This is a genomic window from Pseudarthrobacter sp. NamE2, from assembly GCF_005796205.1.
In the GTDB taxonomy this organism is placed as follows: Bacteria; Actinomycetota; Actinomycetes; order Actinomycetales; family Micrococcaceae; genus Arthrobacter.
Genome location: NZ_VAHN01000011.1, coordinates 110942 through 128360, shown reverse-complemented (window position 1 = coordinate 128360; position 17419 = coordinate 110942). Strand labels below are relative to the sequence as shown.

Annotated in this window: 14 protein-coding genes, 1 tRNA gene, 1 other RNA gene and 1 pseudogene; 9 read left to right on the top strand and 8 right to left on the bottom strand. The window is 65.7% G+C overall.

The features are described 5' to 3' along the window. Positions 1-8: 8 nt before the first annotated feature. A complete protein-coding gene (locus FDW83_RS14005) occupies positions 9-542 on the top strand; it encodes a GNAT family N-acetyltransferase (protein WP_138138688.1) in 534 nt (177 codons plus the stop codon). Between the two features lie 10 nt (positions 543-552). Here the strand turns inward: FDW83_RS14005 and FDW83_RS14000 are convergent, their stop codons facing one another. Both FDW83_RS14000 and FDW83_RS13995 read right to left on the bottom strand, forming a co-directional pair. Next, a complete protein-coding gene (locus tag FDW83_RS14000) occupies positions 553-2721 on the bottom strand; it encodes a glycogen debranching N-terminal domain-containing protein (RefSeq protein WP_138138687.1) in 2169 nt (722 codons plus the stop codon). Positions 2722-2786: 65 nt separating this feature from the next. Beyond that, a complete protein-coding gene (locus tag FDW83_RS13995) occupies positions 2787-3848 on the bottom strand; it encodes a glycosyltransferase family 4 protein (RefSeq protein ID WP_138138686.1) in 1062 nt (353 codons plus the stop codon). Positions 3849-4062: 214 nt separating this feature from the next. Here FDW83_RS13995 and FDW83_RS13990 point away from each other — a divergent pair, with 214 nt between their 5' ends. Both FDW83_RS13990 and FDW83_RS13985 read left to right on the top strand, forming a co-directional pair. Next, positions 4063-4761, top strand: coding sequence for a DsbA family oxidoreductase (locus FDW83_RS13990; protein WP_138138685.1), 699 nt, complete (start codon positions 4063-4065; stop codon positions 4759-4761). 54 nt (positions 4762-4815) lie between these two features. Next, positions 4816-5463, top strand: a complete 648-nt coding sequence (locus tag FDW83_RS13985) for a TetR/AcrR family transcriptional regulator (protein ID WP_138138684.1) — start codon at positions 4816-4818, stop codon at positions 5461-5463. A gap of 1 nt (position 5464) precedes the next feature. Here FDW83_RS13985 and FDW83_RS13980 read toward each other — a convergent pair whose 3' ends face one another. Further along, on the bottom strand, positions 5465-6145 hold the full coding sequence (locus FDW83_RS13980; RefSeq protein ID WP_138138683.1) for a LytR C-terminal domain-containing protein: 681 nt from the start codon (positions 6143-6145) through the stop codon (positions 5465-5467). Continuing rightward, a complete protein-coding gene (locus FDW83_RS13975; RefSeq protein WP_138132825.1) occupies positions 6138-6437 on the bottom strand; it encodes a type II toxin-antitoxin system VapB family antitoxin in 300 nt (99 codons plus the stop codon). The genes FDW83_RS13980 and FDW83_RS13975 overlap by 8 nt, the downstream gene beginning before the upstream one ends. Before the next feature lie 146 nt (positions 6438-6583). Between FDW83_RS13975 and FDW83_RS13970 the strand changes: the two genes are divergently transcribed. Continuing rightward, positions 6584-7513, top strand: a complete 930-nt coding sequence (locus tag FDW83_RS13970) for a hypothetical protein (RefSeq protein ID WP_138138682.1) — start codon at positions 6584-6586, stop codon at positions 7511-7513. Between the two features lie 63 nt (positions 7514-7576). After that, positions 7577-9202: a stealth family protein gene (locus tag FDW83_RS13965; RefSeq protein WP_370281295.1), complete on the top strand. Its 1626-nt coding sequence runs from the start codon at positions 7577-7579 to the stop codon at positions 9200-9202. 71 nt (positions 9203-9273) lie between these two features. Here the strand turns inward: FDW83_RS13965 and FDW83_RS13960 are convergent, their stop codons facing one another. From FDW83_RS13960 to FDW83_RS19545, 3 genes and pseudogenes are all read right to left on the bottom strand, one after another. Beyond that, positions 9274-10200: a phosphodiesterase gene (locus FDW83_RS13960; protein ID WP_138138680.1), complete on the bottom strand. Its 927-nt coding sequence runs from the start codon at positions 10198-10200 to the stop codon at positions 9274-9276. Positions 10201-10940: 740 nt separating this feature from the next. Beyond that, on the bottom strand, positions 10941-11225 hold the full coding sequence (locus FDW83_RS19550) for a hypothetical protein (RefSeq protein WP_240720990.1): 285 nt from the start codon (positions 11223-11225) through the stop codon (positions 10941-10943). A gap of 107 nt (positions 11226-11332) precedes the next feature. Then, a pseudogene (locus FDW83_RS19545) lies at positions 11333-11686 on the bottom strand (M23 family metallopeptidase); the annotation flags it as partial. A 607-nt stretch (positions 11687-12293) separates the two neighbouring features. Between FDW83_RS19545 and FDW83_RS13950 the strand changes: the two are divergent. Beyond that, the gene (locus FDW83_RS13950; protein WP_138138679.1) at positions 12294-13217 is read left to right on the top strand and encodes an oxygenase MpaB family protein; all 924 of its coding nucleotides are present in this window, start codon (positions 12294-12296) and stop codon (positions 13215-13217) included. A 93-nt stretch (positions 13218-13310) separates the two neighbouring features. On the opposite strand, the gene FDW83_RS13945 is transcribed toward FDW83_RS13950, so the two are convergent. Next, positions 13311-13395: transfer RNA gene (locus FDW83_RS13945), tRNA-Ser, on the bottom strand. A gap of 321 nt (positions 13396-13716) precedes the next feature. On the opposite strand from FDW83_RS13945, the gene FDW83_RS13940 reads away from it, so the two are divergent. From FDW83_RS13940 to FDW83_RS13930, 3 genes are all read left to right on the top strand, one after another. Beyond that, positions 13717-14064 (top strand): hypothetical protein, encoded by a 348-nt coding sequence (locus tag FDW83_RS13940; RefSeq protein WP_138138678.1) that lies wholly within the window; start codon positions 13717-13719, stop codon positions 14062-14064. A gap of 18 nt (positions 14065-14082) precedes the next feature. Then, positions 14083-14179, top strand: an RNA gene (gene ffs / locus FDW83_RS13935) — signal recognition particle sRNA small type. Between the two features lie 21 nt (positions 14180-14200). Further along, complete coding sequence (locus tag FDW83_RS13930; protein ID WP_138138677.1) at positions 14201-17392, top strand: DNA polymerase III subunit gamma and tau; 3192 nt, start codon at positions 14201-14203, stop codon at positions 17390-17392. The last annotated feature ends 27 nt before the right edge of the window (positions 17393-17419 follow it).

Sequence of the window (17419 nt, the reverse complement as noted above, 5' to 3'; positions counted from 1 at the left end):
ACGGCGCCTTGAGCCACACCATCCGAAAGGCAACGGCGGACGACGCCGGGGCGCTGGCTGCCCTGGCGGCCGTCACCTTCCCGCTCGCCTGCCCGCCGTCGTCGTCACCTCAGGACATCGCGGACCATCTGGCCAACACGCTAAGTGAGCGGCACTTCCAGCGCTACCTTGCCGATCCGGACGTCACCATCCTGGTGCTGGACTCCGGCGGCCGGCTTAACGGGTACAGCCTGCTGGTGAACCGGGAGGCATCGGACCCGGACGTGGCAGCCGTACTGACTTTGCTGCCGTCGGTGGAGCTCAGCAAGTGCTATGTGCATCCCGAGTACCACGGCCTGGGCGCGGCCGCCGAGCTGATGCATGCGAGCCTGCAGGCGGCTGCCGCCGCCGGCGGGGCCGGGTTCTGGCTGGGCGTCAACAGCCAGAATGCGCGGGCCATCCGGTTCTACGAAAAGTCCGGATTCCGCAAGGTGGGAACTAAGACGTTCCAGCTGGGCAGCACGGTGGAGCATGACTTTGTGCTGGAGCGCGCCGTTCCCTGACCGGCGCTGGTCAGTTCCCAGCCCGGGCTGGACTGCCGCCCGCCGGGTGGTGCAGCAGCCGATCCAGGGGCGGGCGCGGTTCGGCCAGCAGCTTCAGCCCAGGGGGAAGTCCCTCGATGGCGCCTTCGGTACCCAGGGCACTGATGGTGACGCGGGAGCTGTCCAGCAGGACGTTTTCCGCCCGGAAATCTCCCGAGTCTCCGGGGAATATCGGGGCGAGATGGACCACTTTACGGGTGAAATCGGGATCGAAGCGCAGCAGGATCCGTGCCAGCTGCACCGGTGCAGCCGCCGCCCAGGCCTGCGGGGAACACGCGGTCGGGTAGGGAACGGGACCCGGAAACTCCCCGCGGTCGAAGCCGCAGAACAGCTCAGGCAACCGGCCGTCGAAGTGCGCGGCCGCTTCGAAGATACCGTCCGCCACCCGACGGGCCTCTTCCACGTATCCATACCGCATCAGGCCGGTGGCCACGAGGGCGGTGTCATGCGGCCACACGGAGCCGTTGTGGTAACTGACGGGGTTGTACGCGCCCATGTCCGAGGCCAGGGTCCGGATTCCCCAGCCGGTGAACATCTGCGGCGACATCAGGTGCTCCACCACGGAGGCCGCTTTCTCTTCGTCCACAATGCCCACCCACAGGCAATGGCCGATATTTGAGGTCAAGGCATCCACCGGGCGTTTGTCCTTGTCCAGCGCAACCGCGAAGTACCCCTTCTCCGGCAGCCAGAATTTTTCGTTGAAGGCAGTTTTCAGCTGGTCGGCGCGTTCCGCCCAGTGGTTCTCCAGTTCGGTGTCCCCGCTCCAGCGTGCCAACAGTGACCGGCCAACGTAGGCAGCGTAGACGTAAGCCTGGACTTCGCAGAGGGCTATCGGCGCCTCAGCCATGGTCCCGTCCGCGAAATTGATTCCGTCCCAGGAGTCCTTCCAGCCCTGGTTGATCAGCCCGTGGGTATTCGGCCGAAGGTACTCCACGAACCCGTCGCCGTCGCGGTCGCCGTATTTGTCAATCCAGTCGAGTGCCCGGTCGGCATGCGGCAGCAGGGAGTTGATGATGTCTTGGGACAGTCCCCACCTGCTCAACTCACTGATTAACGCCACAAACAGCGGAGTGGCGTCTGCCGTGCCGTAGTACGCGGTCCCGCCCAAAGTCAGGCCGGCAGTCACGCCAAGGCGTACCTCGTGCGGGATCCTGCCGGGCTCTTCTTCGGAGTCCTGGTCAACAATCTTTCCCTGCAACCCGGCCAGGGTCTGCAGCGTACCGGCGGCAAGGTTGGGATCGACCATCAGGCTCATGTAGGAGGCCAGGATCGAGTCCCGGCCGAACAGGGCCATGAACCATGGAGCGCCGGCAGCGACGGCGGCGCGTTCCGGATGGTGCGCCTCGAAGATACGCAAGGACCCGAGGTCGCTCTGGCTGCGGTTCAGGAGGTTTTGCAGGTTGGCATCCGCCACGGTGATCCGCGGAACGTTCTCTTCCCATGCCCTGTGTCGGCGCACGCCCTCCCGGTGATGTGGCGCTCCGACCTCCGAAAAAGCTCCATCCGGCGCTTTTCCGTTGACCAGCGGCACGACAATCAGGCTGGTGGTCCATTTGCCGCGGGCAGGGATGCTCGCCGTGAACCGCAGTCCCTCCGCAGTGGCAACAGCGCCGCGTGCACGGACAGCCGTAGCGCGCTGCTGGCCGTTGCGCACCGTCTCAATGATGAGCTGGTCACCCTCTGCAGTGCGGGTGGCTTCCACCCCCCGTGTGGTGCGTCCGCCCTTGACATCGAAGAGATCGGCCTGGTCTGCATCAACGATAAGTTCAATGTCGCAGTCAACATGCTCGCCCGAATAGTTCTCCAGCGTGATGTCGTCCTGCAGCCCAGGACCAATATGCCGCACTTGCCGGACCACAAGCGGGCTGTCGAACCTTCCCTCAGGCCACTTGGCCCGGCTAACGAAAGTGGCCTGGAAGGGGTGCGGACGCTGGGCGACCAACGGCTCCCTCAGGGAACCGTTGATGCGCAGCACCCAGTGGGAAATGATCCGGGTGTCCTGGAAGAAGGCGCCGTTCGTGCCGCCGTCGGATGTGATGTCACCCGTACCGGAGGAGATGCAGAACGACGAACCCTCCACCACCGTGACGGATCCGGATTCTGATGCGGCTGCCTCAGTGTCTTCATTCCAAGCGGTCATGGGTTCGGTTCCCTCCCAGCGGGGCAAATGCTGTTCGCGGACCCGATTGCCGGGCCCGCTGTCCCCTATAGATTCTGGTGCACGGCAACAGCATCCGGAAGCCCCGCCAACGTCCGCCCTTCCAGCAGGTCGCGGTACAACTGCAAATGCTCATCCACCATCCGCTCCGCGCCGAACCGTTCCTCAGCCGCCTGCCGGCAGGTGGCACGGTCCAGGGCGGCAGCGGCCTCGACATAGCCCGCCAGTTCCACCGTGTCACCCAGGAAACCGGTCCTGCCGGGTTCGATGATTTCCGGGGCGGAACCGATAGGGGTGCCAATGACGGGTGTGCCCGTAGCCAGCGCTTCAATCATGACCAGGCCAAAAGGCTCGGACCACTGGATGGGGTTGAGGAACGCCACAGCCTCACCCATCAGCCGGTACTTGGCGGCGTTGTCGATCTCCCCCACGAATTCTTCGTTGGGACCAAGCATTGGCTCAATAACGTCACGAAAGTAGCTGACCTCGTCATCCTCGCGCATCTTTACGGCAATCTTCAAGGGCATGCCGGCCCGGCGGGCGATGGTGATCGCTTCCAGCAGGCCTTTGTCGGGGCAGGAGCGGCCCACAAAGCAGAGATAACCTCCGCGGCCCGATCCCACGGGTACCGCTGACATATCCATCCCGTGGTGGATCACCCGGGTGACCGGAACTTCGGGGGCGTGCGAGGCCTGGTCCCGGGAGATGGCGATAATCGCTTCCTGCCGCCCGACAGCACGGTAGATATCCACGGCGTCCTCGCCAATGAGGTTGTGGATGGTGGTGACTGTGGGGACCCCCTGTGGCCGGTGGAGGTACAGCGGCCCGGCGAGCGTGTGGTCATGGATGATGTCAACGTGCTGCAGCCCGTCATAGGCACGGGCGACATGGCTGAGTTCCGAGAGACTGAAGTTCAAGGCGCCCGGCGAGGACGGGCGCATCCCCGGCACCCTCGGCACCGGGCAGGCGCTGTCCGACGGTGCCGCCAACAGGACCTCGTGCCCGGCAGCCGCGAAGCCCCGGGCAAGCGTGTCCACAACCCTTTCGGTTCCCCCGTACGTTACCGGTGGAACAGGAATCCATGGTCCTGCAACCAGCCCTATCCGCATCCTGGCCTCCAGGTTTTGACAGGCCGGGCTCCCCAGCTGGCCAGGCATATTACAGCCGCAGGACCAGGCCGGTCCGCGGAGTTTTCAAAGCGTTGGCGTCTGCTTCGCCTAAATCCGACTATTACCCAGTATCGGCCCGCCCACAAGACTTGCATGTGAGGTTTCTAACAGCGGCCGCCGGAATGGCTCCCGGAACCACAAAGTTATCGACCACATGAAGATTGAGATCTGGTCCGATGTCGCGTGCCCGTGGTGTTACATCGGCAAACGACGCTTCGAAGCAGCCCTGGCCGCCTTCCCCCACCGCAATTCAGTTGAGGTCACATGGCGGAGCTACCAGCTGGACCCTTCCCTGCCGGAGCACTATGACGGCACGGAGCTCGAATACCTCAGCACCCGCAAGGGCCTGGCCCCGCAACAGGTGGAGCAGATGTTCGGCCACGTTGCCCAGCAGGCCAGGGACGAGGGCCTGGATTACCACTTCGACAAGGTGGTGGTGGCGAACAGCTTCACCGCGCACCGCCTGCTCCACCTGGCAAAAGTGCACGGGAAGCAGGATACGGCCAAGGAACGGCTGCTCAGCGGCCACTTCGAGCATGGCAAGGACATTGGCAGCCGCGAATACCTGGAGTCCCTTGGCGCCGGCCTGGGCATTGATGCGGCCGAGTTGGAAGAACTGTTTACCACGGACAAGTACGCGGACCGCGTCCGCTTCGACTTCGAGGAGGGCCGGTCGCTGGGCATCAGCGGTGTCCCGTTCTTCGTCATCGACCGCAAGTTCGGCCTCTCCGGCGCCCAGCCCGCAGCAACGTTCACCGCGGCTTTGCACCAGGCCTGGCAGGACGCCAACCCGCTGGTGCTGGTGGACTCTGCCGACGGGGGCGCCTGCGGCCCTGACGGCTGCGCAATCTGATTCCGCCGCACGTTAAGCAGGCGGTTTACTGACACATAGCGGTAAAGTGTCTGCATGCCAAGGATTTCAGCGGCCAGCAACGCCGAACAGCGCGCCGAAACGCAGCGCCGCATCCTGACGGCCTTCGGCGAACTCCTGTTTTCCCACGGCCTGCCCGGCCTTACCATGACCGACGTGGCACGGCACGCCGGCGTAGGCCGCACCGCCGTCTACAACTACTTCGCGGACATCGAAGAGCTGCTCATCTCCTACGCCCTGGAGGAGACTGAAAAGTTCCTCGCTGAGCTGCGCGAATCCCTCGAGCAGCTCGACAACCCGGTGGAGCGGCTGGCCCTGTACGTGCGCGCCCAGGTGGTGGACCTCAGCCGCCGCCACCTCCCGCCGGGACCTGCCATGGGCGCCGTCCTGTCGCCGTCGTCCTTTGCCAAACTGGCGGACCACGTGGGTGAGCTCAGCGTCCTCCTGGAGGGCATCCTGCGTAACGGCATGGAGCAGGGCTATCTTCCGGTGGCGGACGTGGGCCAGCAGGCGCAGCTGATCCTGGGCACTCTTTCCTCCAGCGCGGCACGGGGCAGCGACGAGCCCGAGGAGCTTGAGGCGCGCGTTGCCAGGACGGTGCGGTTCATCCAGCTGGGCGCCGGGGCACGGTTCGACGACGCCGGCCGCCCGGTCCGGCTTGTCCCGCTTCCCGCCGCCAGCTGAGTCAGCGGGTGGGCACGGCCGTAGGCATAACCGGCCGCGGCTCCGCGTCCGCCTCCCGCCGGTTTTCCCGGGGGCAGGCGAGTGCGCCGGGAGTCTGGTCCACGAGGTCCGGCGGCTGGAGGGCGCTGTAGTCCCTGGAAAGGATCACGTCCACGCTGCCGTCCGTCCGGCCGTCCTGGAAGTAGTCGGACCCGGGCAGGTTGCGCTGGACGGTGAACGCGGCGGACTGCCCCGCAGGGCCGGAGATCACCGCTGCCACACCCCGGTAGCCGGACTCGACGTTGGACACCGCTGCAACCGCAAACTTGCGGGCAAGGAACTCGTCCGCCACGGAGCGTGCAAGGCCCGCCCGGCTGGTCGAGTTGTAGACATTGAGGTTGACCTGCTCGTGCGGCATGTAGTCGAAGGTGCCGGCGGGGCAGGCGGTCACGGTTTCCTCGGCCGGTTCCGCAGCAGGGATGGTGAACCGGCCGTTGATGATCGCCAGCGCGGTGATGATGCCTGCCGCGATCAGTCCGATGAGGAGGACCAGCACGATCCCGTGCAGGACGCGGCGCCGCACCCGGGCGGTATCGTCGGTTTCCTTGGCTGCTGTATCGAACGTGGCGCGCAGCTCCGGCCCGCTCACCACGTGGTGGCCGTGCAGGACACTGGCGTCCTGCACCTTCTTTTTCCTAGCCATCGAGCACCAGGACCCGGGCGTGGATCGCGGTGCGCTGATGCAGGGCCGTCCGCACGGCGCGGTGCAGGCCGTCTTCCAGGTACAGGGTTCCCTGGTACTGCACCACATGCGGGAACAGGTCACCGAAGAACGTCGAGTCCTCGGCCAGCAACGCTTCCAGGTCCAGCGTCCGTTTGGTGGTCACCAGTTCATCGAGCCGGACCGGCCGCGGCGGCAGCGACGCCCACTCCTTGGGTGTGGTGTAACCATGGTCGGGGTAAGGGCGGCCCTCGCCCACAGCTTTGAATATCACCCTGCCACCCTAGGCATCCTGCCAAGGGGAGCGAAAGTACCCTGCCGCGCCGCCGCGAGGTTGTAGCCAAACGGTGACCATGTCACAGGCGTTGATTTTCTGTTACCGGTTCAGGAACCTTCAGTTGCTGCTGACAGAATGGGCGCATGACAGCCTCCCAGTACTTTGCCGTGTCCGCACCAGGTGTCCGCCTGCCCTCCACGCCGCCCCTGGCGCTGCTGCTGGACGTGGACGGGCCGGTGGCAAGCCCGCTGACCCGCGACGTCAAACCGGAGATCATCGGCGACCTGGTGGCCCTGGCTGCCGCCGGCATTCCGGTTGTTTTCAACACCGGCCGCTCCGACGCGTTCATCCGGGAACAGGTCATGGAACCCATGATTGCCGCGGGGATGCCGTCCGGCACCATCATCCATGCTGTCTGCGAGAAGGGTGCGGTGTGGTTCAGCTTCACCTCGGCCGGACCGGGCCCCATCCACGTGGACCGGGAACTGGCCGTGCCGGCGGCCTACGGTGATGACGTCCGGCGCATGGTGGCGGAGGACTATGCCGCACATATGTTCTTTGATGAGACCAAACGTGCCATGGTGTCCGTGGAGCAGCACATCGGTGTCCCAAGCGCCGATTACCTCGCCGAGCAGAAGCTCTTCGACGCCGACGCCATGGACCTGATGGCCCGGCACGGACTGGGCGTGGTCCGGCTGGACCACCATGCACCTAATTCCGATGACGAGGTGGACTACCGCGTGGACCCCACCATCATTTCCACGGACATCGAGTCCGTTCGGCTGGGGAAGGACCTGGGCGCCAGCCGGGCTGTTGAACTGCTGGCCGCGCAGGGCATCACCCCGGCAGCGTGGCGGACCGTGGGTGATTCCCGCACGGACTACGCGATGGCGGACTGGCTGCACCACAACGACCATGCAGTGAAGCACGTGGACGTGCGCCCCGCGGACGGCGTCCCGCCCAAGCCGTACGACGTCCTCACCGCCGCTGACCTTGGTCTTGAGGCCACAGTGATCCATGACGACGCCGGCGGCGCCTTCCTGCGCAGCTGGCGGGAGGCGCTGGGCGCTTAAGTCCCGGTCAGGGAGTCCGCGGCAACGTCCTGTTTCCTCCGCGCGGATATCATGCAGGTAGACATGCCTACTTCCAGCAGCACGGAGAAAACCATTACAGAAGCACCGGTACAGGACGAGGTCTACTTCGGTGGCCAGGCGTCCGTAGAGGAACAATTTCACGAGGAGGCCACGTCCGCGGCTGCGGAGCGGCGCCTTAAGCACCGGCCTGACGTCATCCGGCACCGGGGACGTTACGCGCTGATCAATTACAACAGGACCCACTACCAGGCCATGGTGGAGGACCTGCTGTTCCTGCGCACCGTCCTTGCGGACGCCGGGCTGGCGTACCTGCTGGTCCGTGGCAACAACGACCGGCCCGTCATCGCCCTGGACTGGAAAGACCGAAAGAAGCTCCGGGCAGCCCTGGTGGCGGCTTGCCGGAATGAACCGTTTTATTCCATGACGGTGGACGCCAAGAAGAAGAGCGCTGTCCTGGTGGCCGACGGGGAGCTCTCCACCAGCAAGCAGACGCGCATCTTCCGCTTGTACCGGCCGCGGGTGGAGCCCGGGGGCGGCTTCGAATTCGGCGCCTCTGCCGGCGTCCAACTTGAGCTCTGGTCCTTCGAAGGCGAGGAAATCATCCTGCCGATCGAAAACTCGCTGACCCGCAGGACCCTGCTCCGCCAGGACGCTGTCCGCGGCACTGTGGAACGCTACGGGCACACCTGGCCCACCATCGAAAACATGTTCGCGGACCACGCCAGCGATATCAGCTTCGACATTGATATTGTTTTCTCCTGGGTGGACGGAAGCTCCCCCGAGTACATCGCCGCCCGGCGCGCCCAGCAGAAGGGCCACGTACTGGGCGAAGGCGACGACCACGAAGCGCGCTTCCGGCAGATCAACGAACTCAAGTACGCCCTCCGGTCCGTCTACATGTTTGCACCGTGGATCCGCCGGATCTTCATCGCCACAGACTCCCCCGCCCCCGCCTGGCTGGCAGACCATCCCTCCGTGACGATTGTGCGCAGTGAGGAGTTCTTCGCCGATCCCTCAGTGCTGCCCACCCACAACTCGCAGGCCGTCGAATGCCAGCTGCACCACATTGAGGGGCTCTCGGAGCACTTCCTCTATTCCAACGATGATATGTTCTTTGGCCGCCCGGTCAGCCCGGATGTGTTCTTCACGCCCGGCGGGATCACCAAATTCATCGAGGCGGAGACCCGCATCGGCCTGGGTGAGAACGCGGCGGAACGGAGCGGGTTCGAAAACGCGGCCCGGGTGAACCGCAAGTTGCTGTGGGACCGGTTCGGCCGGATCACCACCCGCCACCTGGAGCACTGTGCCGCCCCTCTGCGCCGCAGCCTCGTCTCCAAAATGGAACAGGAGTTCCCCGACGAATTCCGCAAGACGGCAGCCAGCCGGTTCCGTGCGGCAGATAACATCTCCGTCACCAACTCGTTTTACCACTACTACGCGCTGCTGACCGGCCGCGCGGTCACCCAGACCGCTGCCAAGGTCCGCTACGTGGATACCACCATGCGGACAGGGCTCAACTACCTCCCCAAACTGTTGTCCAAGCGGAACATGGACTTCTTCTGCCTGAACGACGGAAGCTTCCCCGAAGTGCCGGCGGACGAACGGGCAGAGGCGGTCACCGACTTTCTGGAGAAGTACTTTCCCGTCAAGGCGCCGTGGGAGAAGTAACCGGCAGCGGGTACCACTGACGTGGCTGGGGGCCGGTTCCGCATGGAACCGGCCCCAGCCATAGTTGCTTCCTAGCGTCCTGTGGAAACGCCCACCCTGGCGTTGCTGCGCTCCCTGGTCTCGGGGATCCGGATGCCTGCTGCTTCCAGCCGCCGTGCGGTTTCTTCCGCGGTCACGTACTCGCCAACCGTCGTCGAACTTCCCAGCGGGACAACGGAGTGGACAATGGTGTGTTCGTAGACGTGGACCAGGTTGAAGGCCTGGCCGCTGTCCTGTCCGCGGGTGCCGCCGACCGGAACGTTCAGGTCCTGGGTGTAGCAGCTCGCCGAGGCCACTGACACGGGAATGCCGGCAAACATGGCGTTGGTGGAGTAGTGCAGGTGGCCGGCAAGGATGGTCCGGACGTCCGAGTTCCGCACCACTGCCGCCAACGAGGCCTGATCGCGCAGCTCCACCAGCACGGACAGGTCCAGGACGGACGGGACCGGCGGATGGTGCAGGGCCAAAATGGTACCGTCCGGCGCCGGGGTCTCCAGCTCGCGGGCCAGCCACTCCAGCTGCGGGCCGCTCAGCTCGCCGTGGTGGAATCCTGGTACGGACGTGTCCAGGGTGATGACACGGAGGCCGTTGATGAAATAGCTGTTGTCAACAGGGGCGTCGCTGCCGGCCTCATCCAGAAGGCCCTCGCGAAAGTGCGCACGGTTGTCGTGGTTGCCCATGGCCCAAATGATCTGCGCGCCCAGCTCCTCGCAGGCCGGGCCCACGATGGCCCGGAGTTTTACGTAGGCTTTGGGATCGCCCTTGTCCGCGAGGTCACCGGTGAAGATGACAGCCTCCGGCCTGGCCCCGGACGCCCTGACTTCCTCGAAGAGCTGGGCAAGGCGGGCCTCGCTGTCAACAGCCCCGTACAGGGGATCCGGGCCGCCCACCAAGTGGGTGTCGCTGATGTGTAGTAGGAAGTGGCGTGGCCGGGGGTGCTCGGCCTCGATGTGCTCCATTGCTACCTCTGTGGTCGGTGGGAAACGGCGCTTCCCTTGTACCCTTCAGTAATATTTATCCAATCAGACATTTGGCAAACTTTGGGCAAATCGCCGTAACCAATGTGGAAAAAGATAAAAGAACTGCGCTTGTGCTGACTACGTTCGGCAAAGGGCGCTGTCAAGCAGGGACACCGTCGCCCCGTTCGGCGACTGTCCGCGCTTGAGCGGCGAGGCAAAGTTCCAGCAGCCGGAAACCTGCAGGTTCCGGCAGTATTCGTCCTGTACTGCTCCAGGGACCCTAAAAGCTTGGCTCTGACGTCGGCTCCGCCGGAAGCGGGTCGGTTGTCGGGGTGATTGATGGTGCCGGGGCAACCGGGGAGGGCGTCGGCTTTACGGGAGAAGGTGCTGGCTCAACCGGCGAGGGCGCGGACTCAACCGGGGACGGTGCAGGTTCGACCGGCGAGGGCGCGGACTCAACCGGGGACGGTGCAGGTTTGACCGGCGAGGGCGCGGGCTCAACCGGGGACGGGGCAGGTTCGACCGGAGAAGGCGCCGGCTCTACGGGGGCTGGTGCCGGGTCAGTTGAAGGCGGCACTGGTTCCGTTGCCGGGGGTGTCGTTTCCGTCGGTGGCGGCGTGGAGTCAGTCGGAGTGGGCGTGGCTTCCGTTGGCGGGGGCGCTGGCTCCGTGGGGGTTGCGGCGGGGTCGGTTGGTGACGGGCCTGGCTCATCCGGAGTCGGCGAAGGCGACGGCGTCGTGTCAGTTGGTGACGGCGACGGCGTCGTGCCAGTTGGTGACGGCGACGGCGTCGTGCCAGTTGGTGAGGGCGAAGGCGACGGCGTTGTGTCGGTCAGCGAAGGTGATGGCGCGCCTGGCGATTCGGAAGCCTGGGGGAAGGGTGTCGATGAGCCTGCCGGTGATGGAGGGGACGGCGTTGATGCCGTTCCCGACTCTGCCGACGAACGCGCCGTCGTCGTCTCTGCTTCCGCTTCGGGCAGCAAAGGTGCGGTGCTCTTGATTCCGGGCGGTGTCCAATTTAGCCATTCATCCCCTGGACTGCCGGAGCCGGGGGTGTAGGAGTACAAATCAGGGGTTCCACCACCGGCGAGGGCTTTGAGACCAACCAGTCTCCACTTGAGTGGACTTACATGCGCGCCGTTCAGGATGGTTTCAAAGTGCAGATGGCAGCCTGTTGACCAGCCCGTGCTGCCCACACGTCCGACGATCTGGCCCACCTGGACGTCGTCGCCCCTGCGCACGGCCACGGATTCGAGGTGGTTATAGGTGGTTACCAGTCCGTTGCCGTGATCAATTTCGACGCGGTTTCCGCCGCCCCATGGATGCCATCCTGCGGCCCGCACAACCCCTGAATCGGCGGCGTAGACACTTGTACCGCAGGGGGCCGCGTAATCCTGCCCTAAATGGAAGTCGCCGGCCGTACCGGTCAACGGGCTGATCCGGAACCCGAACGGTGAGCTGGGAATAAGCAATTGAAGAGGCGCCATCAGGAACCCGGCGGCAGGCCTGACAATTCCGGACAGCCCAACAGCCGGCAGTGCCGGCGTGTCCGGGGCGGAACCAGTGACCATTGGACGCGGGAACTGCAGCACTGCGTGCGGCTCGCTGGGCACCCCGTGCGGCTCGGACCCGAGGTTGAATCCGTCCGGTGCGCGAAGTACCACGCCGGCGGCTTCGGTTGCCGGACGCGGGGGTTGTGGAGCGGTGTGCCCGTTCCCGGAGGCAGGAGAGCTTCCCGCCGTCGGCCCGGTAGCAGACGACACCTGCCGCGGCTCAAGGGTTCCGGGCAGGTTGGCGACGGAAAACGACACGGCCAAAGCACCGGTGGCGGCAAGAAGGCGCGTGGCCGGAAGGGGACTCCTCCGGGAGTTTTTGCCCAGATCCCGGCCCCGATGCATGTCCAACAGAATGACTCCAACAGGCGTCTACCCGCACCATTTCTAGACGGTTCCTCCCATGTGACCACACGGCTTCGACGCATGTGAAGGTCCGCAGTGCAAATTGCGGGTTTTTATGGGAGTCCACTTCCTAATACCTAGCCCTTCTCTGGTCTCCCTAAGGGGACTCCGCCCATTGGCAGGGCGACAATGGGATATGGACAGTTTCCTCCGGACATGGCAGGACGAGCTCAAAAAGACCTTCACGGGTAAATCAGACGCGCCGCCCGACTGGGCACTCCAGCTGGCGGAAGGCGATGACCCCGGATACCACCTCCCGGGGTCGGCAGTCTGGGCGGTGCATGGTTCCATGTCCCCCATCGTTGCCGGGATCCGGACCCTGCTGATGCAGTCCCTGCACCCGGGCGCCCTTGCCGGAGTCCACGAGCATTCAAATTTCCGCGATGATCCTCTCGGCCGCCTGGCCCACACCATCCGCTGGATCTTCACGGTGACCTACGGTTCCAGGGATGCCGCGGACGAAGCCTCGCGCAGGGTGCGCCGGCTCCACGAAGCGGTGCAGGGTGACTACAGCGACGGGCGCGGTGCGGTTCGCAGCTACAGCGCGAATGATCCGGAACTGGCCAGCTGGGTCCACCTCACTTTCACGGATTCCTTTTTGGCGGCTCATAAGATCTGGGGCCATGCCATCCCCGGCGGACCTGACGCCTATGTGCGGGAGTGGGCACAGGCTGGCAGGCTGATGGGCGTGGCCGGCCCGCCGCTGACCGAGTCGGAGATGCGGCACCAACTGGACGCCTGGTACGCCAGCGGCGAGCTGCGTGTTGACGAGCGCGTGGCCGAGACCGTCGCGTTCATCCGCGACGCACCGCTGCATCCCCTGCTGCGCCCCGGCTATCGGGTTCTTTTCGCCGGGGCCGTGTACAGCCTGGAGCCAAGGTTCCGGGAGATGCTGGGGCTCAAGGTCCCGCGGCTGGGCCCGTTTCCCCTACCCGTGAGGTTCGCCACCACAGCCGTTCTCGGCGTCGTCCGCCTGGCTTTGGGACCCAAGGGACCCAGCGAGCTGGCAGCAAGGTCACGGCTGCGGCGGCTCGGCCTGCCCGGGGCGGACCTGGAATAGCCGCTCCCGCTCTGGAGGCCGACGTTGCACCGGCACCGCGGCCGGAAACGCAAGAACCCGGCCCCGCCAAGGCGGGACCGGGTTCTCGACCGGCGGAGAATGGGGGATTTGAACCCCCGAGGGCGTTAACCCAACACGCGTTCCAGGCGTGCGCCATAGGCCGCTAGGCGAATTCTCCATCTGCTTCTGAATCAAAAGCAGGTACTAGACTACCTGATGTTTTGCGCATCGCCCAATTGGGCTGCGCAAGCCGTCCCAGACGGCCTCGGTTCCAGCCCTGCGCGGCGGATTTTCGGGCTTAACGAGAAATGGACGCCCCCAACGCGCCCATTCCCTTGGTACCCGTTGAGCTGCCGGGTCCGGCCCCGTTCAGCCAGGCCACGCAGCTCACAATCTGGAGATTGCCCCAATCGGTGTACATACCCATGATCATCGGTGGTGCGGGGATAAGCAATGGAAATCCGCCGAATAGTCGGAAGCTTGCGGCACAGTTGAATCCATGACAGTGCTGCATGCCCTGGTTGTCTATTCCCCCACAAGCCACACTGCGGACGTTCTGGCTGCTATCGGTGACGCCGGAGCAGGCAGGATCGGAAACTACTCCCACTGCTCCTTTGTCACGCCGGGCACCGGATGCTTCATCCCCGGGGAGGGAGCTGATCCATTTGCGGGAGAGCCCGGCCGCGCGGAAGAGGTGGCCGAAGACCGGATCGAATGTGTCGTGGAGGAGCATCTCCTGCCGGCAGTGATTGCCGCTTTGCGCGCAGCCCACCCGTATGAGGAGCCTGCCTTCATGAGCTGGCCGGTGCAGGGCTGGCGGCAACAAGCCGATTCGAGTCGCGCCTGATGATCGGGTAAAGTATCTGACGGCCCCTCATGTGGCGTCATCCTGTTGAACTCCCCCAGGACCGGAAGGTAGCAAGGGTAGACGGGCTCTGGCGGGTGCATGGGGGGTCTTTACTATTCCCCCACAGGGCGGCAGGATGTCGGCCCGGATTGGTAGGGTTTTCTCCGTGACAGTTACCACCGCCCTCTACCGCAGATACCGTCCCGACTCGTTCGCCGACGTCATCGGTCAGGAGCATGTCACCGAGCCGCTCATGACGGCTTTGCGGAAAAACCGGGTCAATCACGCCTACCTGTTCTCCGGCCCCAGAGGTTGTGGTAAAACCACCTCCGCCCGCATTCTCGCCCGTTGCCTCAACTGCGCCGAGGGCCCAACGGATATCCCCTGCGGCCGGTGCCCCAGCTGCATCGAGCTGGCCCGGGGAGGGTCAGGGTCACTGGATGTGATCGAAATTGATGCCGCCAGCCACGGCGGGGTGGACGACGCCCGGGATCTGCGGGAACGGGCCACCTTCGCCCCAGTCCGCGACCGCTACAAAATTTTCATCATCGACGAGGCCCATATGGTCACCTCGGCAGGATTCAACGCCCTGCTGAAGATTGTCGAAGAGCCGCCGGAACACATCAAGTTCATTTTTGCCACCACGGAGCCAGACAAGGTCATCGGCACCATCCGCTCCCGCACGCACCACTATCCGTTCCGGCTCGTCCCGCCAGAACCCCTTATGGCCTACCTTGAGCTCCTGTGCCAGCAGGAAAACGTACCGGTAGCCCCCGGTGTCCTGTCACTCGTCATCCGCGCCGGCGGCGGATCTGTCCGGGACTCCCTCTCCGTCCTGGACCAGCTCATGGCCGGCGCCGGCCCCAACGGTCTTGACTACGAGCTCGCGGTAGCCCTGCTCGGTTACACCCATGCATCCCTCCTGGATGACGTTGTTGATGCGCTGGCCGCCTCTGACGCGGCCACGGTCTTCCGCGCCGTTGACCGGGTCATCCAAACCGGCCACGATCCCCGCCGCTTCGTGGAGGACCTCCTGGAACGGTTCCGCGATCTGATCATTGTCAAGGCCATGCCGGAAAGTGCACAGGCCATCCTGCGCGGCATGCCTGCGGACCAGATCGCCCGGTTGCAGGCCCAGGCGCACAACCTGGGGTCGGCGGAACTGTCGCGGGCGGCAGATGTCACAAACACAGCACTCACCGAGATGACCGGCGCCACCTCCCCGCGGCTGCACCTTGAACTGCTCTGCGCCCGCATCCTCCTGCCTAGTTCCGAGCAGAATGAGCGCGGCCTTGCCGCCCGGATCGACCGTGTGGAACGGCGCTTCAACTACGCAGGGAACGACGTCGGTGCTCCCGCTGCCCAGACGGCCGAGGCACCGGCTGCCGGGAAGGCTGCAGGTACCTCCGGCCCCCCACAGCCGCACGCTCCGTCGGCGGAACCAGCCCAGCCAGCAGAGAACGGGCCGGCAACCGATGCACCGCGCCGGGAGGCGCCGGCTGCTGCCGCGGGCACAGCTTCGGGTGGCCCCGGCAGGGCTTCCATCACTCCTCCCCGCGTCAGCACCAGCGACTGGCCGGTGGAAGACTCCTCCCCCGCGCGGCCACCTGCAGAACGGCCGGCACCCGCTGGCCCTGGTGCCGGCAGCGCAGGCAATGCCCGGGAACCCGCTGCCCGCGAACGCACGGCCCCTGCATCTGCCGCCCAGCAAGCTTCCGCACGTCTCGAACCGCACGCTGTTTCCGGAGCTGAGGCGTCCGGCCCTGCCCACCAGGCGGGTACTGCAGCCGGTGGACAGATTGCGGCTGCCCCCGAACAGCCCGCGGCTGCGCCCCCGGGCATGGGCGACGTCGAGGTCCTGCGGCGTGCCTGGCCGGACGTCCTGCAGACGCTTGCCAGGATCAAGCGCAGCACGTGGGCGCTGGTGGAACCCAACGCCCAGGTGGCATCTTTCGACGGAACCGTCCTCACCCTGTCATTCACAACGCCGGGGCTCGCCGGCGCCTTCGGCAGGGCCGACCATTCAGAAAACCTCCGGCAGGCCGTCCATAAGACTGTGGGCATCGACTGCCAGATCAACGCAGTTGCCGGTGGCGCCAGCCAGTCGAGCTCTGAACCAAACCCAAAAGCACCGGCCAGCCCGCCAGCGGCGGCGGCCACTTCAGCTGACGTCGCGTGGGGCCTTGCCCCTGCGCCTGCGCCGGCCGCCACCAACGCACCGGCGCAGGCTCCGGCCTCCGTTCAGGTGAAGGCACCGGTGCAGTCGGCGGCCAGGGTACAGGCGGCTCCGGCTCCGGCAGCCCGCGAAGAAGCTGCCGCACCGCAGGCGCGTTCCGGGGCAGTTCCCCCTTCCCCGGTCCGCATGCAAAGCTCGAACTCCTATCCGGATCCGGGCGGTGACTACTCCTACTCGGATGACGACTGGGGTCCGCCGCGTGATGAGGACGCTCCCCCGCTCGATGAGGAACCCCCTGCGGACTGGGAGCCTTCTTCCGCGGAAAGTGGGACCCGGCTCCCGGCGGCGGGCCGGAATACTGACGCCTTGGGTGGGCGGAGCCAGCAGGGCGGCCGCATGCAGGAAGTTGCAGCGCCTGAGCCTGCACCGCCGGCACCGGCAGCACCCGGGCGGGCGGGCGCGAATGAAACGGTGCACGATCCCTGGTCCCGTGCGGTGGAACAGTCACCCGGCGTATGGCTGGTGGGCACTGAAAGCAATGTCGGCCGGCACGCCACTGTCGCCGCCATCGCCGGGGAGGCCGCCGGGCCCTCCACCACGGCGCATTACGAGCCGGCCACCGCCCAGGTACCACCATCGATTCCGGTTACATCGCTGGGAGCTGCAATCGAACCGGATTGGGGGCCGGCCCCGAACGGGGCCGCGTCGCCTGGACCCGGTCCGGCATGTGCGCCGCAACCGGAGCCTGCCCAGGTCCGGGCACCCGAATACGCCATGGCCTCCGCTGCCCCTGTGGCCGGTCCGGCCGCGGCCCCGCCCACACGGCCTGCTCCTCCCGTTCCTCCGGCGCCAGCACCGTCCATGGCAGGTGCATCCGCACCGGCCGCCGCCCCTGTAGCGGCAAGCAACAGCGCCCGGCAGAGCCTCTACCAGAGGCTGACCAACAGTCCGGAAGCCGAGGCCGGACGCGCCAAGGCGCCCGCGCGGACAGCAACGGCCGCCGACAGCTACGTGCAGGACATCCCGAGTGCGGACGACGAAACCATTGAGGAGTCAGGTGTGTTCGGGCGCGCGGCAGTGGAGCGTATTCTGGGCGGAAAGCTGATCGAGGAGCGCGCCGCCGACGGCAGCCCCCTGCCGCCGCGGTACTGACCGGCCTGCCCCACGGGGTACCGGTCC